16 protein-coding genes are annotated in these 17,814 nt (G+C 40.2%); 3 read left to right on the top strand and 13 right to left on the bottom strand.

The genetic code is table 11. The annotated features are described in order from the left end of the window. Window positions 1–194: 194 nt before the first annotated feature. From EL076_RS05930 to cdaA, 8 genes are all read right to left on the bottom strand, one after another. A complete protein-coding gene (locus EL076_RS05930) occupies window positions 195–1,286 on the bottom strand; it encodes an NAD(P)/FAD-dependent oxidoreductase (RefSeq protein ID WP_003092619.1) in 1,092 nt (363 codons plus the stop codon). Window positions 1,287–1,352: 66 nt separating this feature from the next. After that, window positions 1,353–1,634: a ZIP family metal transporter gene (locus tag EL076_RS05935; RefSeq protein ID WP_003092589.1), complete on the bottom strand. Its 282-nt coding sequence runs from the start codon at window positions 1,632–1,634 to the stop codon at window positions 1,353–1,355. A 12-nt stretch (window positions 1,635–1,646) separates the two neighbouring features. After that, window positions 1,647–2,435 carry a Nif3-like dinuclear metal center hexameric protein gene (locus tag EL076_RS05940; RefSeq protein WP_003092812.1) on the bottom strand — a complete coding sequence of 263 codons (789 nt, stop codon included), beginning with the start codon at window positions 2,433–2,435 and terminating at the stop codon, window positions 1,647–1,649. Continuing rightward, window positions 2,425–3,111 (bottom strand): tRNA (adenine(22)-N(1))-methyltransferase, encoded by a 687-nt coding sequence (locus EL076_RS05945; protein ID WP_003092791.1) that lies wholly within the window; start codon window positions 3,109–3,111, stop codon window positions 2,425–2,427. The genes EL076_RS05940 and EL076_RS05945 overlap by 11 nt, the downstream gene beginning before the upstream one ends. Before the next feature lie 98 nt (window positions 3,112–3,209). Further along, complete coding sequence (locus EL076_RS05950; RefSeq protein WP_003093059.1) at window positions 3,210–3,650, bottom strand: GtrA family protein; 441 nt, start codon at window positions 3,648–3,650, stop codon at window positions 3,210–3,212. 2 nt (window positions 3,651–3,652) lie between these two features. After that, window positions 3,653–5,005 carry a phosphoglucosamine mutase gene (gene glmM, locus EL076_RS05955; protein WP_003092462.1) on the bottom strand — a complete coding sequence of 451 codons (1,353 nt, stop codon included), beginning with the start codon at window positions 5,003–5,005 and terminating at the stop codon, window positions 3,653–3,655. Window positions 5,006–5,225: 220 nt separating this feature from the next. Next, a complete protein-coding gene (locus EL076_RS05960) occupies window positions 5,226–6,191 on the bottom strand; it encodes a CdaR family protein (protein ID WP_003092632.1) in 966 nt (321 codons plus the stop codon). Further along, window positions 6,188–7,039 carry a diadenylate cyclase CdaA gene (cdaA, locus tag EL076_RS05965; RefSeq protein ID WP_039976172.1) on the bottom strand — a complete coding sequence of 284 codons (852 nt, stop codon included), beginning with the start codon at window positions 7,037–7,039 and terminating at the stop codon, window positions 6,188–6,190. The genes EL076_RS05960 and cdaA overlap by 4 nt, the downstream gene beginning before the upstream one ends. A gap of 101 nt (window positions 7,040–7,140) precedes the next feature. Between cdaA and murT the strand changes: the two genes are divergently transcribed. Then, window positions 7,141–8,484: a lipid II isoglutaminyl synthase subunit MurT gene (murT, locus tag EL076_RS05970; protein WP_003093103.1), complete on the top strand. Its 1,344-nt coding sequence runs from the start codon at window positions 7,141–7,143 to the stop codon at window positions 8,482–8,484. Then, a complete protein-coding gene (gatD, locus tag EL076_RS05975; RefSeq protein ID WP_003092813.1) occupies window positions 8,484–9,272 on the top strand; it encodes a lipid II isoglutaminyl synthase subunit GatD in 789 nt (262 codons plus the stop codon). Before murT ends, gatD begins: the two co-directional genes overlap by 1 nt. 52 nt (window positions 9,273–9,324) lie before the next feature. Here gatD and mprF read toward each other — a convergent pair whose 3' ends face one another. From mprF to udk, 4 genes are all read right to left on the bottom strand, one after another. Then, window positions 9,325–11,880, bottom strand: coding sequence for a bifunctional lysylphosphatidylglycerol flippase/synthetase MprF (mprF, locus tag EL076_RS05980; protein ID WP_003092535.1), 2,556 nt, complete (start codon window positions 11,878–11,880; stop codon window positions 9,325–9,327). After that, a complete protein-coding gene (locus tag EL076_RS05985) occupies window positions 11,877–12,596 on the bottom strand; it encodes an alpha/beta fold hydrolase (protein ID WP_003092532.1) in 720 nt (239 codons plus the stop codon). Before EL076_RS05985 ends, mprF begins: the two co-directional genes overlap by 4 nt. Window positions 12,597–12,810: 214 nt before the next feature. Continuing rightward, window positions 12,811–14,730, bottom strand: a complete 1,920-nt coding sequence (locus tag EL076_RS05990; protein ID WP_003092731.1) for an ABC-F family ATP-binding cassette domain-containing protein — start codon at window positions 14,728–14,730, stop codon at window positions 12,811–12,813. A 36-nt stretch (window positions 14,731–14,766) separates the two neighbouring features. Further along, the gene (gene udk, locus EL076_RS05995; protein WP_003092587.1) at window positions 14,767–15,402 is read right to left on the bottom strand and encodes a uridine kinase; all 636 of its coding nucleotides are present in this window, start codon (window positions 15,400–15,402) and stop codon (window positions 14,767–14,769) included. A 91-nt stretch (window positions 15,403–15,493) separates the two neighbouring features. Here udk and EL076_RS06000 point away from each other — a divergent pair, with 91 nt between their 5' ends. Next, window positions 15,494–16,576, top strand: a complete 1,083-nt coding sequence (locus EL076_RS06000; protein WP_126429653.1) for a DEAD/DEAH box helicase — start codon at window positions 15,494–15,496, stop codon at window positions 16,574–16,576. 52 nt (window positions 16,577–16,628) lie between these two features. Here EL076_RS06000 and EL076_RS06005 read toward each other — a convergent pair whose 3' ends face one another. Then, window positions 16,629–17,792 (bottom strand): ATP-grasp domain-containing protein, encoded by a 1,164-nt coding sequence (locus EL076_RS06005; protein WP_003092497.1) that lies wholly within the window; start codon window positions 17,790–17,792, stop codon window positions 16,629–16,631. Between the last annotated feature and the right edge of the window lie 22 nt (window positions 17,793–17,814).

Here is a 17,814-nt window from a genome sequence, read left to right on the forward strand (position 1 = left end):
TTTTAGCATTTTTCAGCCCTCTTGTCACGGTAAACCCTATGTTCTTAAGCTTTCATTAAGAAAATCACAAGTGTCCATTTTCTTAATCAAATGGAATAAGAATTTCGAATGAAATCCTTTTCTTGCACTATTACTCTTGGGAATAGTGATTGTCATCCTTTTCTTAAATTTTAATATGTTGAGGGGCTTTACAACTATTGCTCTTTCTTCCTAACGTACTGAGTCACTGGATAATCTGCACTGTCCAAGCTACCAGAGCGATTCATGGCCAAATCAACTAGATTTTTTCCAATCAGTGGACCAGTTGTAAGCCCTGAGGAACCTAGACCTGAAGCAACGAAGACGTTTTTAAGCTCTGGAACTTCTCCAAAGAAAGGCGAAAAGTCACTGGTATATGCTCTAGTTCCCACACGTTCAGAGAAGGACTTAGCAGTACTTAAGTCAGGGAAATAGGTCTTAGCCTCCTCCTCCAAACCTTCTAGAATAGCTTCATCAACCGTTAAATCAAAGCCTTTGTCATTTTCGTGACTGGCCCCTACCGAAATCTTTCCACCAGCAAAGGGAATGACATCTAATTCACCCTCTGGCATCAGAACTGGTAATTTACCAGTATCTAACCCATCAAAGAAATAATCTCGTAATTGACCCTTTTGGGGGCGAACATCCACCTCAAAACCAAGGGGTTCAAGCGTTTGACCTAGCCAGGCACCACAAGCGAGAATGACCTTGTCAAAAGTTTGACAATTAATCTCATAAGACCCATTATCAAGAGAAGAGAGTGTAACTGGCCCCTCTACCTTTTCAAAACCAGATGCATTAATCAAAGTTGCTGTCAATTCTGCCCCTTCGACTCTGGCTCCTCCTGAGGCATAGAGATAACGGTCAAATCCAGCGAATTCAGGGAGGTTGTCAGCATTTTTTATAGAGAGTTCACCAATAATAGGTGACTCCTCTAGCCTAGTCTCAGCATGCTGATACAAACCGTCCAATTTACTATCGTCTTTCTTTAGAAGGGCCACACCAGACTGATCATAAAAACTCGTGTCATAACCATCATTTTCAAGATTTGAAGTTAACTCTTGGTAAAAATCAGCTCCCAAACGAGCCATACGATACCAGGCCTTATTTCGGCGTTTAGAAAACCAGGGACTGATAATCCCTGCTGCTGCCTTTGTTGCTTGTCCAAGACCATGGTCAAAAACAGTAACCTCTACATCTTTTTCTTTTGATAAGTAATAGGCAGCCGTTGAACCGACAATACCTGCTCCAACAATTGCAATTTTCATCTCTAACTCCATCTATTTGAAAAAAGCTGAGACCTATACATATAGGTACAGCTCATCATTAATCATTTATCCCAAGGCCACATCCATAACCATCATGACTACAAAGCCAACCATAAGCCCCAAGGTTGCCACATCAGTATTACCATTGGTCTGTGATTCAGGAATCAATTCCTCTGTTACCACAAAAATCATGGCACCTGCTGTAAAGGCCATCATGATGTCTAGCAATTTACGGCTAATATTCTTGAAGAAGAAAACTATGGCTGAGCCAACAATAGTACATCCCCAGGTAAAGAGACCGGCAAGAAAAACCAAGAAAACAACATTTTGATGTAACAGCCAAGTCATAAACACATTCTCCTACAAATGATCAAAAGGATTGGTTGATGACTGACTTTCAAGTATCGTCACATTCCAATTATGCTCACGTTTCCAGGCTTCAAGTTTCTCAGCAATCTTTGCGATAAAGAGGGCTTCGATATGATGCCCAGGATCAATAGCCAAGAGACCATTAGTAATCATTTCCTGACCTGTATGGTAATAAACATCACCCGTGATAAAGACCTGTGCTCCCTTTTTCAAAGCATCCTTGTAAAATCCTTGACCGCTACCACCACAAATAGCCACACGGCTAACAAGAGGATTATCATGGTCATAACGAACCAATCGAACACTGTCCAAGCCAAAAACTGCTTTTACTTTAAGAGCAAGTTCTTCAATGGTCTGTGGCATGATATCACCCACTCGACCAATTCCATGATTTTCAGAAGTCTGTGTTAAATAAGTGGTGTCTTTAATGTCAAGTAACTCGCAGAACCAATCATTAAGGCCATCATCAACGACATCAATATTGGTATGGCTGACATAGACAACAATGTCGTGCTTAACCAAGTCAAGTAAAATATCACGATCCGGTGAAGACACCAAGTCCTTAACCGGACGGAAGATAGGGGCATGTTTAGCAATGATGAGGTCCACACCTTTTTCAATGGCTTCAGCTACTGTATTTTCACGAACATCCAAGGTAACCATGACCTTCTGAATCTCTTTATCCAGACTGCCAATCTGCAAGCCAACCACATCACCTTCCATAGAAAACTCCTGTGGACAGAATTCTTCATAAGTCTTAATAAGTTCACTAGCTAACATGATTCAAGACCTCCTTAATGGTTTGAATTTTATCTTCAATAGCTGTACGATCAGCCTGATTGGCAAGAGGAATGGAACCTAAGGCAATCTCTAGTTTATTTATTTCTCGCTGCCATTTGAGCTGGAAAACCTGAGATTGGTCTTTCATGAGATGAGGACCAAAACGTACTTCCTTGTCCGAAAGGCTCATGTGTCCAGCTTCTGCCACCATGATTTCGTAATATTTGCCATTTTCAGTCATGATAGACTCTGCAATAATCTCAAAACCATTTTCCATCAACCAGATACGGAGATCATCTTCACGATTATTTGGTTGAAAAATCAGACGGTCTACGCCCTTAAGTTTGTCCTTCCCAGCATCAAGGATATCCGCAATAAGACGTCCTCCCATACCACAGATTGTGATGGTTGTGACAGCATCAGAATATTCGAAGGCAGCCAAGCCATTAGCCAAGCGCACCTCGATTTTATCTTGGAAGCCAGAAGCTGAGACATTAGCAAGAGCTGATTCATAAGGGCCCTTTACCACTTCACCAGCAATAGCTGAGGTAATCAAGCCTTTTTCAAGTAAATAAATCGGAAGATAGGCATGATCACTGCCTACATCCAAGAGTTTTGCGCCTTTGGGAACATAGGTTGCTACGTCTTTGAGGCGTTGAGATAATTGTACGTACATGTTTCATCTTTCTATTTTTTTAAGTCTCTTCAATTATATCAAAAAAGGAGGTTGGTAAGAAATGGTTTTAACACATTTCCTAACAACTTCCTTTTTATTTATACCTTTTCGCCCGTAAAGACAAATAATTTAGAAATAATATAATTCAACACAATGATAAGGACCTGAGCAAATACACTCTCTATACCATTTACCCATGCCTGACTATGACCAACAAATTGACCAATAATTTCTGGATAGGTATCTACCAAGAAATAAGCTAATGCCAAATCCAAGACCAAGGTCAAAAGGCGGGCTCCTACGAACTTAACAAAGCGCATGGCCATACCGGTCGTTTCCTGATTAAAGACAAAGATGTCATTTGTAAAAAAGGCAAAGATAATGGCAATCGCATTGGCCAAGACAGCCGATAGGGTCCCTTGTTGGGTCAACTGAAAAATAAAGGTACGACTAACCATGTAAACCAAAGTTGCCAAAACCCCAAAGAAGAGATATTTGAATACTTCAGTAGCCATGAAGGCTCTGAGTTTAGCTATCATACTCAGTCCAATCCAATTTCTGCACGAACAACATCAGCAATCGTATCAACATAATAGTTCACTTCATCATCTGTTGGTGCTTCTGCCATAACACGAAGGAGAGGTTCTGTACCACTTGGACGAACCAAGATACGGCCATTTCCAGCCATCTCAGCTTCCATTTTTTCAATGATAGCGGCAATTGCAGGAACTTCCATAGCTTTATCTTTCAGGCTATTTTCCACACGGATATTAACCAATTTTTGAGGATAAATGGTCACTTCTGCTGCCAATTCAGACAAGCTCTTACCTGTTTCAACCATGACTTTAGTCAATTGGATAGCTGTCAATTGACCATCACCAGTTGTGTTGTAATCCATGATAATAACGTGACCAGATTGTTCGCCACCAAGGTTATAACCGTTTTTACGCATTTCTTCGACAACGTATCGGTCACCAACAGCAGTGACAGCCTTGTTAATACCCTCACGATCGAGAGCCTTGTGGAAACCAAGGTTCGACATAACTGTTGTAACAATGGTGTTTTTAGCTAACTCACCTTTTTGGGACAAGTATTTACCAATGATATACATCACCTTGTCACCATCGACAATATCGCCATTTTCATCAACGGCAATGAGACGGTCACTGTCACCATCAAAGGCAAGACCGATTGCTGAACCAGTTTCTCTAACTAAGGCCTGCAATTGCTCTGGATGTGTAGAACCTACACCGGCATTGATGTTAAGGCCATCAGGTTGATCACCAATAACAGCGATTTCTGCATTCAAGTCAAGGAAAATGTTACGTGCAGATACCGCAGCCGCACCATTAGCTGCATCCAAGGCAACCTTCATACCACCGAGGTCAAGACCAGTAGCCACCAAGAATTTTTCGTATTTACGAAGACCTTCTGGATAATCCACAAGTGTTCCAAGTCCCTCCGCTGAAGGGCGTGGAAGCGTATCTTCTGCAGCATCTAGAAGAGCTTCAATTTCCGCTTCACGTGCATCATCTAATTTAAAGCCATCTCCACCAAAGAACTTGATCCCATTATCAAGAGCTGGATTGTGACTAGCTGAAATCATTACACCAGCACTAGCATTTTCTGTACGTACCAAGTATGATACACCTGGTGTCGCAAGTACCCCAAGTTTATAGACCTCGATACCTACTGAGAGCAGTCCCGCTACCAAAGCAGATTCTAACATCTCACCAGAAATACGTGTATCACGAGCCACAAAAACTTTAGGACGGCCAGTTTCATGTTGACTAAGCACATAACCACCAAAACGACCTAATTTGAAAGCCAATTCAGGCGTAAGCTCAACGTTTGCTTCTCCACGAACACCGTCTGTTCCAAAATATTTACCCATAAATTTACTATTAGTGCTTGTGCACTAAATCCTCCTTAAACTTTGATGCCGTTTAACAAGAGTCAATCTAGTGAACCCTATCTAGATAATCTAACTGTATAAGATTTCACCAATATTTTCAACCCTTGTTTTAAAATATTATTAATTGGTTACATTTTTATGAGACTAGTCCCTCTCAATCCAATCTATTATATCTGAATTTGACGAAAATGTAACTCCCTCATTTTTGCGTGACTTTCAAGTTAACCTTCACAGTACTTGGTTGCACTGTGACACCTTCTGCTGTAAGCTCTAAGGTTTTCGATGTATCCTTAGTTACTTGGCTAATGTCTACAGGGACTGTGATGCTATCGATTTTATCCATCGCTTCTTGACTACCAACAATGGTCACATGACCACGATCAAAACTATAACTGATATTAGACACGTTGCTAGCCTTATCGCCAGTCAACTCTAGCTTAACTGGAACTGATTTACTCAATTTTCTCAAACTAATTTTAGCATGAACCTTAGCTGGAGAAATTGAACTAGCTAGAATCGTTCCATTAGACGAAACTGCTTGAAGAACCAAGTTACCATCATAATCATCAGACAAGTTGTCATCTCCTTCCAAGACTGCTTGAACGTGATCAATTTGATTGATGATATCCTCACTTGACGTCACCTCTACCTTGGTTTCATTCAAGCTAACCTTTTTCACTTCATAGCCATTAGCCAACTTATCCTGTGTGATATTTGCAACTACATCAAATGTCTTACTAGCTTTTTTACCTATGGTTGCTGTCAAGGTAGATGGTGATACTTGGGCAGACATTCCAGCCGGTAAATTCTTAACCTGAATAGGAACACGACTTGTCCCTTGGCCAAGATTTGATAAATCTGCAACCAACTTAAAATGACGTGTATCACTTGTTGCTTCAGTCGTCAAGGCCAATTGTGTCGTCGCTGTCAGATAGACCTCAGCATCATAGGAATAACCACTGATAAAGTACTTATCACTATCATATTTAATATCCACAGGAACCGACTCAACGGTTTGTGTAAAGGTATTAGATGCACTTGAGCTATTGTTTTTATTTTGCGTATTTCCCGACCATGCCGTGAAAAAGAGTACCACAGCAAAGAAGAGAGCAACTAGCATCTGCCATAAACGATCGTTTTTAAAGAAATTTACAAAACGCTTCATTTTTTGCTACCTCCCATCCAACGTTGGAAGAATGACTGACGTGGTTCTTGTTCTTTCAACAAGATAAGACTCAACTCTTGTTCAAATTCTTGAACAGAGAGATCATGGATGAAATTTCCCTTGTACGCAATTGAAATCGCACCAGTTTCCTCAGACACAATAAAGGTCAGTGCATCTGTCTGTTCTGAAAGACCAATAGCAGCCCTATGTCTAGTCCCAAACTCTTTGGAAATCTTATTAGATTCCGTCAATGGCAGATAAGAACAAGCTGTTGCAACCTTGTTATCTCTGATGATAACTGCCCCATCATGAAGAGGTGTATTTGGAATGAAAATATTAATTAACAGTTCCCCAGTCACCACCGCATCAAGTGGAATCCCAGTCGCAATCTGCTCTTGTAAGGTCTGAGTCTGTTCAATAGAAACCAAGGCCCCAATCTTACGAGGACTCATGTACTTAACAGCTTTAACGTAGGCTTGAACCAACTTTTCGTCTGAGCTAACCTCTTTATTTTGCAAAAAATGCTGAGGCGTACGTCCAAAGGTTTCAAGAGCAGAACGAAGCTCTGGCGCAAAGATCACAACCGCCGCAATAGCTCCATAGTTGATAACCTGATTCATCAAATAAGAAATCGTCGTGAAGCCTATAAAATCAGAAATCAGTTTGACTAAAATAAATAAGACAACCCCTTGAACAAGGGTCATAATTTTTGTCCCTCGTAGGGCCCTAATAAAGCGATAAATTAAAAAAGCAACAATCAATATGTCCAAACTATTGACGATAACTTTCAGCGGACTATCAAAGAGTGACCGCCAAAAATCAATATCAATGGACGAAAGTATTCCCATACATATCACACTTTCTTTTAATTTTTAAACAGTTTCTATTATACCACGAATTCTAACTATTTTGAGACTACAATCACTACTTTTTGTGATAAAATAAATTCATGACTATGAAAACTACCATGGGAGTTCTGGCGGGTAAAGCTAGCCATCTCGTCCTTTCAAAATTGGGACGTGGTTCAACCTTGCCTGGAAAAATTGCCCTTAAATTTGACAAAGATATTTTAGACACTTTAGCTAAGGACTACGAAATTGTCGTTGTCACTGGTACCAACGGTAAAACGCTGACAACCGCTTTGACAGTCGGTATTCTAAAAGAAGCTTTCGGTGAAATTGTAACTAACCCTAGTGGAGCCAACATGATCACAGGGATTACTTCTACCTTCCTAACAGCCAAAAAAGCCAATTCTGGTAAGAAAATTGCTGTCTTGGAAATTGACGAGGCCAGCCTTCCAAAAATCACTGAATACATCACTCCAAGTCTTTTTGTCTTCACAAATATTTTCCGTGACCAAATGGACCGCTACGGTGAAATCTACACTACTTATCAGATGATTTTAGATGGTGCTGCTAAGGCGCCAGCAGCAACTATTTTGGCTAATGGGGACAGTCCTCTCTTTAATTCTAAAGAGATAGTCAATCCCGTGCGTTTCTACGGTTTTGACACTGAAAAACATGCGCCAGAGCTTGCACACTATAATACTGAAGGAATTGTGTGTCCTAAGTGCGAGAGCATTCTTCAGTATCGCCTTAATACTTACGCTAACTTGGGTGACTATGTGTGCCTTAACTGCGACTTCCACCGTCCAGAATTAGATTATAAGCTAACGCAGCTGACAAAAATCACCAACACCACTTCTGAATTTATCATTGATGGTCAAGATTACAAAATTAACGTTGGGGGGCTCTACAACATCTATAATGCCCTTGCTGCCGTTTCTGTCGCTGAATTCTTCGGCGTTGCGCCAGAGCAAATCAAATCTGGTTTTGAAAAGAGTCGCGCTGTCTTTGGACGCCAAGAAACCTTTAAAATTGGTGATAAATCATGTACTCTCGTACTGATTAAGAATCCAGTTGGAGCTAGCCAAGCTCTTGACATGATTAAACTTGCAGATTATCCATTTAGCTTGTCAGTCCTTCTTAATGCCAATTATGCTGATGGTATTGACACCAGCTGGATCTGGGATGCCAACTTTGAAAGCATTCTCGATATGGATATTCCTGAAATTAATGCTGGTGGTGTCCGTCACTCTGAAATTGCCCGTCGTCTGCGTGTGACTGGCTATCCAGAGGACAAAATTACACAAGCAGAAAAACTCGAAGATATTATGACCCTAATCGAAAAGCAAGACTGCGACCATGCCTATATCCTAGCGACCTATACTGCTATGCTTGAATTCCGTGATATTCTTGCCCAACGTCATGTTGTCGGAAAGGAGATGAACTAATGACTTATACTTCTCTCAAATCTCCAGAAAATCGTGACTACACCTATGACCTAAATGTTGCCCACCTTTACGGTAATCTGCTCAATACCTATGGTGACAATGGTAATGTCCTTATGATAAAATACGTGGGGGAAAAGCTTGGTGCTAAAATGACCTTCGACATCGTTTCTGTTGGAGACTACTTCGACAAGGACTACTACGACATGGTCTTCTTTGGTGGTGGTCAAGACTATGAACAATCTATCGTTGCTAAAGACCTCCCATCAAAACGTGATGCCATTGGTCAATTCATCCAAGATAATAAAGTGCTCCTAGCCATCTGCGGTGGTTTCCAACTTCTTGGACAATATTATGTCCAAGCCAATGGTGTCCGCATTGATGGTATTGGTGTTATGGGTCACTACACCCTTAATCAAGAAAATAACCGTTACATCGGTGACATCAAAATTCATAACGAAGAGTTCAATGAAACCTATTATGGTTTTGAAAATCACCAAGGACGTACCTTTCTTTCTGATGATGAAAAACCACTTGGTAAAGTGGTCTACGGTAATGGTAATAACAAGGAAGATGGTACTGAAGGTGTCCACTATAAAAACGTTTATGGTAGCTACTTCCATGGTCCGATTCTTTCTCGTAATGCTAACCTTGCTTACCGCTTAGTAACAACTGCCCTTCGTAACAAATATGGTCAGGATATTCAATTACCAAGTTATGATGACATCCTCTCAAGCGAGATTGCTGAAGAGTATGCAGATACTAAATCAAAAGCTGAATTCGAGAAATAATTCTTTTAAACAAAAAAAGTGACCCTCCAAGGGTCACTTTTTTTTGTCGTATTTACTTCCAAAGACGTCTTTTCTTCATTTTATCTTCAATTTTACGATTATCAATCCTTAGAATAGCAATCATATCAAACAAGAGCCAGGTTCTTTTTGGATAGACAATGTATTTTGGAGACCAAATTGGAGAGAATTTTTCCTTGTAACGTTGGAGCCCACTAAAAGAGTAAAAACGCTGAGCAAAAATATAAACTAAATTGGCAACCTTTTCCTCTAAAAAACTATCTTCTTCAGTACCAACGTTGGCTAGGGGAGCCATTCCCATATCAAAGTACTTCTTGTCTTCTGCTTGGAAGTATTGGAAGAGTTTAACGAAGAGGTAGTCCATAATGCCTTCAGGAGCCTTCTCAAAGTCGTAACGCATAAGGTCAATGGTCGCCACCTGTTTATTTTGGGTCGGCATGATATTAGCAAATGCCACAATGTCGCCTTCTTCACTCTCAACGATAGCAATCGGTGCTTGTTGCAGATAGGCTTCATCAAAGAAACCAAGAGAGAAACCTTTCTCCTTACGACCATTAAGCCAAATATCTGAGACTGCCTTCATTTCCTGCATCTGAGTCTCCGAAAATGGAGGATTAAGTAATTTAAACTGGAAGCCTGCTTTTTCCACACGATTGGTTGGTTTACGAAACTTCTTACCATGCTTACCATCGACAGAAAATGTCGTCAAATCAACCATGGCATTTTCTCCAAATTTCATGAAGTCAAAGCCATAATCATGAAGCATAAGGGTCACACTCTCATCCGCCTCATAAAATAAAGCCTGTAAATTCCAATCAGATAAGTTTTTCAAGAAAGCTTCCCAAGCTGGACGATAATATATTTCATTACCAATAGGATTGCCCATAATCACACACTTGTTACTGGTTTGTGCAAATTGGAAAACCACCTGGTCTTGTCCATCGACACGATACCAAAAGAGGCGTTTATCATGTAAATAAGCTAGAGCACTTTCTGATGCGCCCCCATATTTCTCAAGAAGTGCTGTGAAGCGCTCATTATCCATGCTTTGACCAAAATGCTTACGAGGTGCCAAAACTCTCAAAACAACCCAAACAATGGTTGCAATGATTACCGATCCCAGTAAAATATCAAACCAAATATGAACAAAATGTCCAAGAACATCCCGGTTCCTAGGTGGCAATAAATGAGACCAAAAACCGCTACCACCCAGAACAAGAAGAACCAGAATAGTAAAGGCTAGGAAAAGGAAATCCTTAGTTTTGTCTTCCCAACTATAAACAAAGTAACGATGATACAACCGCTTTCTGATGATCAACATAAGCACCAAAGAGAGTACAATTAGGAATGACATGGCCCAAGAAATACCATTGAGATTGACATAAATTAAAGCCAAGACAAAGGTTACCAAGGAGGCAATGAAAGCTCCCTTAACCCGACGTCTGATCAGACGAGCCATGAAAACAAAGAGGGTTCCAAATAAAATACTCGGAAACTGCCAGATCAACTGTTCCTGAATAGGATCGAAACGGTTAATAAAGTAAACATTTGCCAAGCGTTCTGGGATTAGGGCAGATAAAATCAAGAAGATTCCTAAAAAACGTAACAAATAAACAAGGATACGATGGAAACTTCCACCAAATACTCGTGAAGGAATCTTGAAGTATTTCTCATTGATGTGGCCTCCCATGTGTTTGAAAAAGAAGACAACACCTAATAAAAATGGAATGATGTAGTAGGTTAGACGAAAGAGCAATAGTAGGCTGACCGCTAGAGCATTACTAACCCCCATAGAAGTCAGACCGGTAATCACAATCAAATCGAAACTACCAATCCCGCCCGGAATCATAGAGAAGATACCAATAATAACCGCTAGGAAATAAAGAGGAATCAGATTATAAAGAGGAACATGCAAGCCCATTAAATAAGCCACACTTACAAAGCTCCCAAGGGCCGTTCCCCATTCAGCTGTCGAAGCTAAAAGAAGACTTAGTCTCGTTTTCAACGGTACTTGCCCAAAATAGGCCAACTTTTCACGACTGGAAATAAAGAAAATAAAAGGCAAATAAAGGAAAATTCCTAACAAAAGCAACCAATACTTTCTCAAGTCTGGACTTAGAGGGAAAAACCAAAAGGTAGCAAACACCAAGCCGCTTAGGAGTGACAAGCCCGACATAAAGTAAGGCAATAAACGTGATAGTGCCTTAACACCAGACTTCTCCTGCCCATCTTCAGAATAAAAGGAATACCTCAACCCCACGTCGACTAAACCGGCAAAACCAGCCAGGTTATTAATGGTATTGACAGCCCAACTCGTTTCTAGTATATAGGATTTTGAAAAATCCGTCTCTAGCTCCCTGTTCAAGATAAGGTCATAAAAGAGCATAGGTGACACAGCAACTAAACCTATCACTACCATCAAAGCAAGATGCCAAATTGATAGACCTGATAAAGCTGATTCTAGCGATTCTAAAGTGATCGTTCGTTTCAAACGAACCAACTCTACAACAACAAGAACCGTAATAGAAATAAAGAAGATAGATTTAACGGCAGTTTTTAAAGGTTGAAGTCTCTCTATAAGTCGCTTCATGCCACCACCTCTTTTCGACTAATTCTAACTAACTCACGGATCATTTGATTAAAAACCTTATATTTTCGTTGAGCTAGACGATGCCCCTGTCTCCGTTCAACATATAGCTTATGAATTGGAAAAAGGTCCGAAATATCCCTTGAATGACTAATACTAATGACATCTCTTTGTCCCATAACTACCCAAACAGGATAGGATGCTTGATGTAGTCGTTCCCTATCCAGTGGCAAATCATGTAGCATGAGCTCCGTTATCTGAGCCATGATGTCCATTTTAGATGAAAATGGCGATAAGGCTTTTAGGCAATAATACTGTATATAAACCAGAAATCTTGAGCGTCTGGTCAATCCTTTAAAGGTCATATTCCCTGCATTAAGCAAGAGCCCTGCAATCCGGTCAGGAAAGCGACTGGCATAAACCATAGCTAGATTAGCCCCATCACTGTGACCAACAAACAAAGCCTTTTTGATATTTAAAAATTGCAAAATTTCCTCCAAATCGGCAGCCATCTGTTCAAAGGTCATCTTAGCACTCTGACGACTGGATCTGCCATGATTACGACTATCAATGAAAATTAAACGATAGTCTCGATATAGAATTCCTTGCTTACCAAAGTAGTTTCCTGATAAATTATTGCCATGCAAGAAGACAATTGGAAAGCCTTTACCAAGGTCACGATAATAGATGATTTGACCATCTTTCACTTTGAATTCCATAATATTACCTACCTTTTCACTAACGTATTCTTATACGATGATTAGTCTTATAAGGCATTGGGTCCGATACCATAAAACAAAGTGCTCAGACCCTCTCATTCCATTATAACACTTCCATTTAGCAAAACTCAGAATATTAGTACATTTTCTGCAAAAAAAGAAAAAACCTTTTCAGGTTTCTCCTATTAAAATATAAAAAGGTTTCCATGTTTGTTTAACTTTCCAACTGTTCCGAAAGGTCACTCCACTCTTCCATCAGAGCCTCTTGATTGACTGATAAGTCATCTAGTTCTTTCTGCAAGTCAGACAATTCCGCCACTTCATTGGTTTCAAGCATGGCAACAGAGATTTCCCCCAAGCGTTCTTCGATAGTTTCTAATTCATTTTCGATTTGCTCAATGCGTCGGCTTAGTTTACGGATCTCTTTTTGACTAGCTTTTTGAGCTTGATAATCACTAGCACCCGCTGAAGCTACTTGGGTCTCCTCTGGCCCTTGATTTTCTTCCGCTTCAAGTCGTGCTAATTCTTCAAGCTCCGCCTTTTTCTCAAGGTAGTAATCATAATCCCCAAGATAAATGGTTGCCCCCTCCTCAGAGATTTCCATCACTTTTGTTGCCACACGGTTGATAAAGTAACGGTCGTGGCTGACAAAGAGAAGTGTTCCATCAAAGTCAATAAGAGCATTTTCCAATACTTCCTTGCTATCAATATCCAAGTGGTTGGTTGGCTCATCCAGGATTAGAAAGTTATTATTTTCCATTGACAATTTGGCTAGGAGCAGACGAGCCTTCTCACCACCAGAAAGCATGGAAACAGACTTTTTGACATCGTCACCTGAGAAGAGAAAGGCTCCCAAACGGTTACGAATCTCAACTTCAGGAGTTGTCGCAAAATCATTCCACAACTCATCAAGAACAGTGTTTGACGGTGTCAAGGCAGATTGGGTTTGGTCATAGTAACCCACTTCAACATTGGCACCATAAGTTGATGTTCCCTTGATAAATGGCAGTTTACCGACTACCGACTTGATAAAGGTTGTTTTTCCAATACCATTAGGTCCCACAATGGCAATGGCATCCATCTTCTTAACATCCAGAGAAATAGGCTCTGAGAGAATCTCGTCGTCATAACCAATAGCAGCATCCCTCACTGTCAAGACCACATTTCCAGAGACCTTGTCCGCATGGAAAGTCATATTAGCTGACTTTTGACCTTCTGTTGGCTTATCCAGACGTTCCATTTTCTCAAGCTGTTTACGACGGGCTTGGGCACGCTTAGTTGTAGAGGCACGAACAATATTACGATTAACAAAGTCCTCCAGCTTAGCAATTTCCTTTTGTTGCTTTTCGAAGTTCTTTGCTTCAGTGGCCAACTTTTCAGCCTTAAGGTCCATGAATTTTGAATAATTTCCGACATAACGATCTAAACTATGTTTGGTCAAATCCAGGGTTACTGTCGCCACCTTATCCAAAAAATAACGGTCGTGGCTGACAATGATTAGAGCTCCCTGATAATTAACCAGGTAATTCTCCAACCAGGCAATGGTTTCGATATCCAAGTGGTTGGTCGGTTCGTCCAGTACCAAGAGCTCAGGCTTCTCTAAAAGCATTTTTGCCAAAGCCAAGCGCGTGTTTTGCCCTCCAGAAAGTTCTGAAATGGACATCTCCCACATGCTTTCATCAAACTTAAAACCATTGAGAATAGCTTTGATGTCAGATTCATAGGTAAAACCACCACGCTGTCTGAAATCCTCGGAAAGGCGATCGTAGTCAGTCATTAACTTGTCCAAGTCTGCCCCAGTCAAGTCAGCCATCTTCATTTCCATGTCACGCAAACGGTTTTCATCTGCACGTAGATCTGCAAAGACATTCAACATTTCCGCATAGATGGTCTTACTAGACTCAAAACGACTATCCTGAGCCAAGTAAGACAGGTTCAAATCACGTTTGGTGTTGATGTCACCACTTGTCGGTGCTTCCTCTCCAACCAAGATTTTCAACAAGGTTGATTTTCCAGCACCGTTACGGCCAACCAAGGCAATACGATCACGTTCATCTACCTGAATATTAATATTATCAAAGAGCACATCTCCTGAGAAAGAGCGCTCAATTTTATTTCCTTGTAAAATAATCATAACGTTTCAATTATACCAAAAAAGCCAAGCTCCTGCTTAGGCTTTCTTACTTTCTTCTAGAATGCTAGCTACCTTAGTATTAATCAAATCGATTGCAACAGTATTTGTGACACCTTCAGGAATCACCACATCCGCATAGCGTTTGGTTGGCTCAATAAACTGATGATACATAGGTTTGACCACACTGATATACTGCTCGATAATACTATCTAAGCTACGACCACGCTCTTCCATATCACGCTTAATACGGCGGATAATACGGATGTCATCATCAGTATCTACAAAGAGCTTGATATCCATCAAATCACGCAAACGTTTATCTTCAAGTACCAAAATCCCTTCAACGATAAAAACATCCTGAGGTTCCTGACGATAGGTCTTATCACTACGAGTGTGTTGCGTGTAATCATAAATCGGAATATCTACTGGACGCCCAGCAATCAGCTCATTGATATGCTCAATCATAAGATCTGTATCAAAAGCAAAAGGATGGTCATAGTTAGTTGACACACGCTCTTCAAAAGTCAAATGTGACTGATCCTTATAATAAGAATCATGCTCAATCATGGCAATTTTCTCATCTGGAAAATTTGATAGAATGGCACGAGAAACACTGGTCTTACCACCACCAGAGCCACCCGTAACCCCAATAATAATCGGTTTTTTAGGCATGGTAAATTCCTATCTAATATAGTCTTTCTTATCTATTTTACACTAAATCATGATATAATAAAAGCAAATCCATATAGAAAATGAGACTTTTATGTTTAAAAACTTTCCCGAACAATGGCAAGACCTCCTTAAAGAAAAAGGAATCACTACAGAAACTGCCATTCAAAAAGAACTCTTTGCACCAATCACTGAAGGAGACAATGTCCTAGGTATCAGTCCAACTGGAACAGGTAAGACCCTAGCCTACCTTCTCCCACTTCTTCTCTCTCTTAAGCCCCAAAAAGCTCAGCAACTGCTTATCCTAGCACCTAACTCTGAACTTGCTGGACAAATTTTTGATGTAACCAAACAGTGGGCTGAGCCACTAGGACTCACTGCACAGCTCTTCCTTTCTGGCTCTAGTCAAAAGCGACAAATTGAACGCCTGAAGAAAGGACCGGAAATTCTCATCGGAACCCCTGGCCGTGTCTTTGAGCTGATTAAACTTAAAAAAATCAAGATGATGAACGTCAATACTATCGTCCTCGATGAATTTGATGAGCTTCTCAGTGATAGCCAATACCACTTTGTGACAAAAATCAGCCACCATGTTCCTCGTGATCATCAAATGATCTATATTTCAGCAACCAACAAAATTGACGATCAAGATCTTATCGAAAATACTATCGTTTATGACCTGTCTGATCAGAAACTAGACACCATTAAACATTATTATATCAGTGTTGATAAACGTAACCGTGTCGAACTTCTCCGTAAGTTCTCCAATATTCCTGATTTCCGTGGCCTTGTCTTTTTCAACAGTCTTTCTGACCTTGGGGCTACTGAAGAGCGCCTCCAATTTAACGGAGCTTCAGCGGTATCATTGGCTAGTGACATCAACGTCAAATTCCGTAAGGTTATCTTGGAAAAATTCAAGAACCATGAAATTTCACTCTTATTAGGGACTGATCTCTTAGCACGTGGTATTGATATTGAAAACCTTGAAGTGGTCATCAACTTCGATATTCCTCGAGATCGTGAAGCCTACACTCACCGTGCAGGACGTACTGGTCGTATGGGAAATGAAGGGAGTGTCATCAGCTTGGTAACCCATCCAGAAGATCTCAAAAAACTTAAAAAATTCGCTAAAGTTTCAGAAATAGTTCTTAAAAATCAAGAACTTCACGAAAAATAAGGCATGACAAAAGCACTTCAGAATCAACTGAAGTGCTTTTAACATATGCAGATTAAGCTTTTTTACCAAAGTCCTCAATCATTTGTTCCATTTCCTCACGACTTGGAGTAGTCAACATATAGAGGTAGTCACCTTGCAACTCTGCAAAGGCAGCTGGCATGATTTTCTTAACTTTGAGTTGTTTACGATACTTGTCGAAAAGTTCTTCTTCTGAATAAGCATAATAAGAACTTGCACGACGTGAAGTCGCTAAACAATAAAGTGGTTCAAAGTGAGATCCAGGGAATGGATCACCAGCAACGATATCTGCATAGCCCTTGTACAAATCGATAGAGTGGGCATAGTTATATACATCAATCGTGAAACCACCGGCAGGGCGATTATTGTACTCAATAGCAATATAATCATCACCATCACGGAAAAATTCAATATGGAAGAAACGTTCCTTCATACCGAATTCTTTGACAATGGCTTCACCATACTTACGCAATTTAGGATCCATTTCCTTAAGAACATAGTAAGAATTATCCATCTTGTAAATCATCAAGTCAAGTGGAGTGTGAGCATAATCAAAGGTAGTTGAAAATACGATATTACCATTTCTATCAACCAAACCATCAAAAGTACAGATTTCACTTGAATTTACAAATTTTTCAAAGAAATAAACGGTTTCACGGTCCCATTCAGCCTTGAAATGATTGATATCATCTTCTGTTTCGAGTTTGAAAGTTGCAGCTGCACCAACCCCATTATCTGGCTTAGCAATCATTGGAAGACCAATTTCTTTCACAGCTTTATCCACATCTTCGTCAGTTTTAATGACAGCACCAGGTACAACTGGCACTCCAGCTTTTTGGAAAAGTTTCTTCATTTCAGACTTAAATTTAGTCTTCTTAAGGTCTTCTGGCTTAGCACCAAAAACATTGAACTGTTCACGAAGTGCCGCATCCAATTCCAACCAGTATTCATTATGAGATTCGATACGGTCGATTGGACCATGTTTGTAGAAAAGAAAGGCTACCGCACGTTTAACTTCATCTAAATTTTCCAAATTGTCTACACGGAAGTACTCAGTCAAAGCATCTTTCAAAGATTGATCCAACTGTTCATAAGGCTCTTGACCAATACCAAGAACTGTGATTCCCTTATTAGCAAGTTCGACTGTAAACTGTTGGAAGTTTTGTGGATAGTATGGTGAAATAACAAGATAATTCATTAGTGATTCCTCTTTGATAGTT

The organism is Streptococcus vestibularis, from assembly GCF_900636445.1.
GTDB lineage: Bacteria > Bacillota > Bacilli > Lactobacillales > Streptococcaceae > Streptococcus > Streptococcus vestibularis.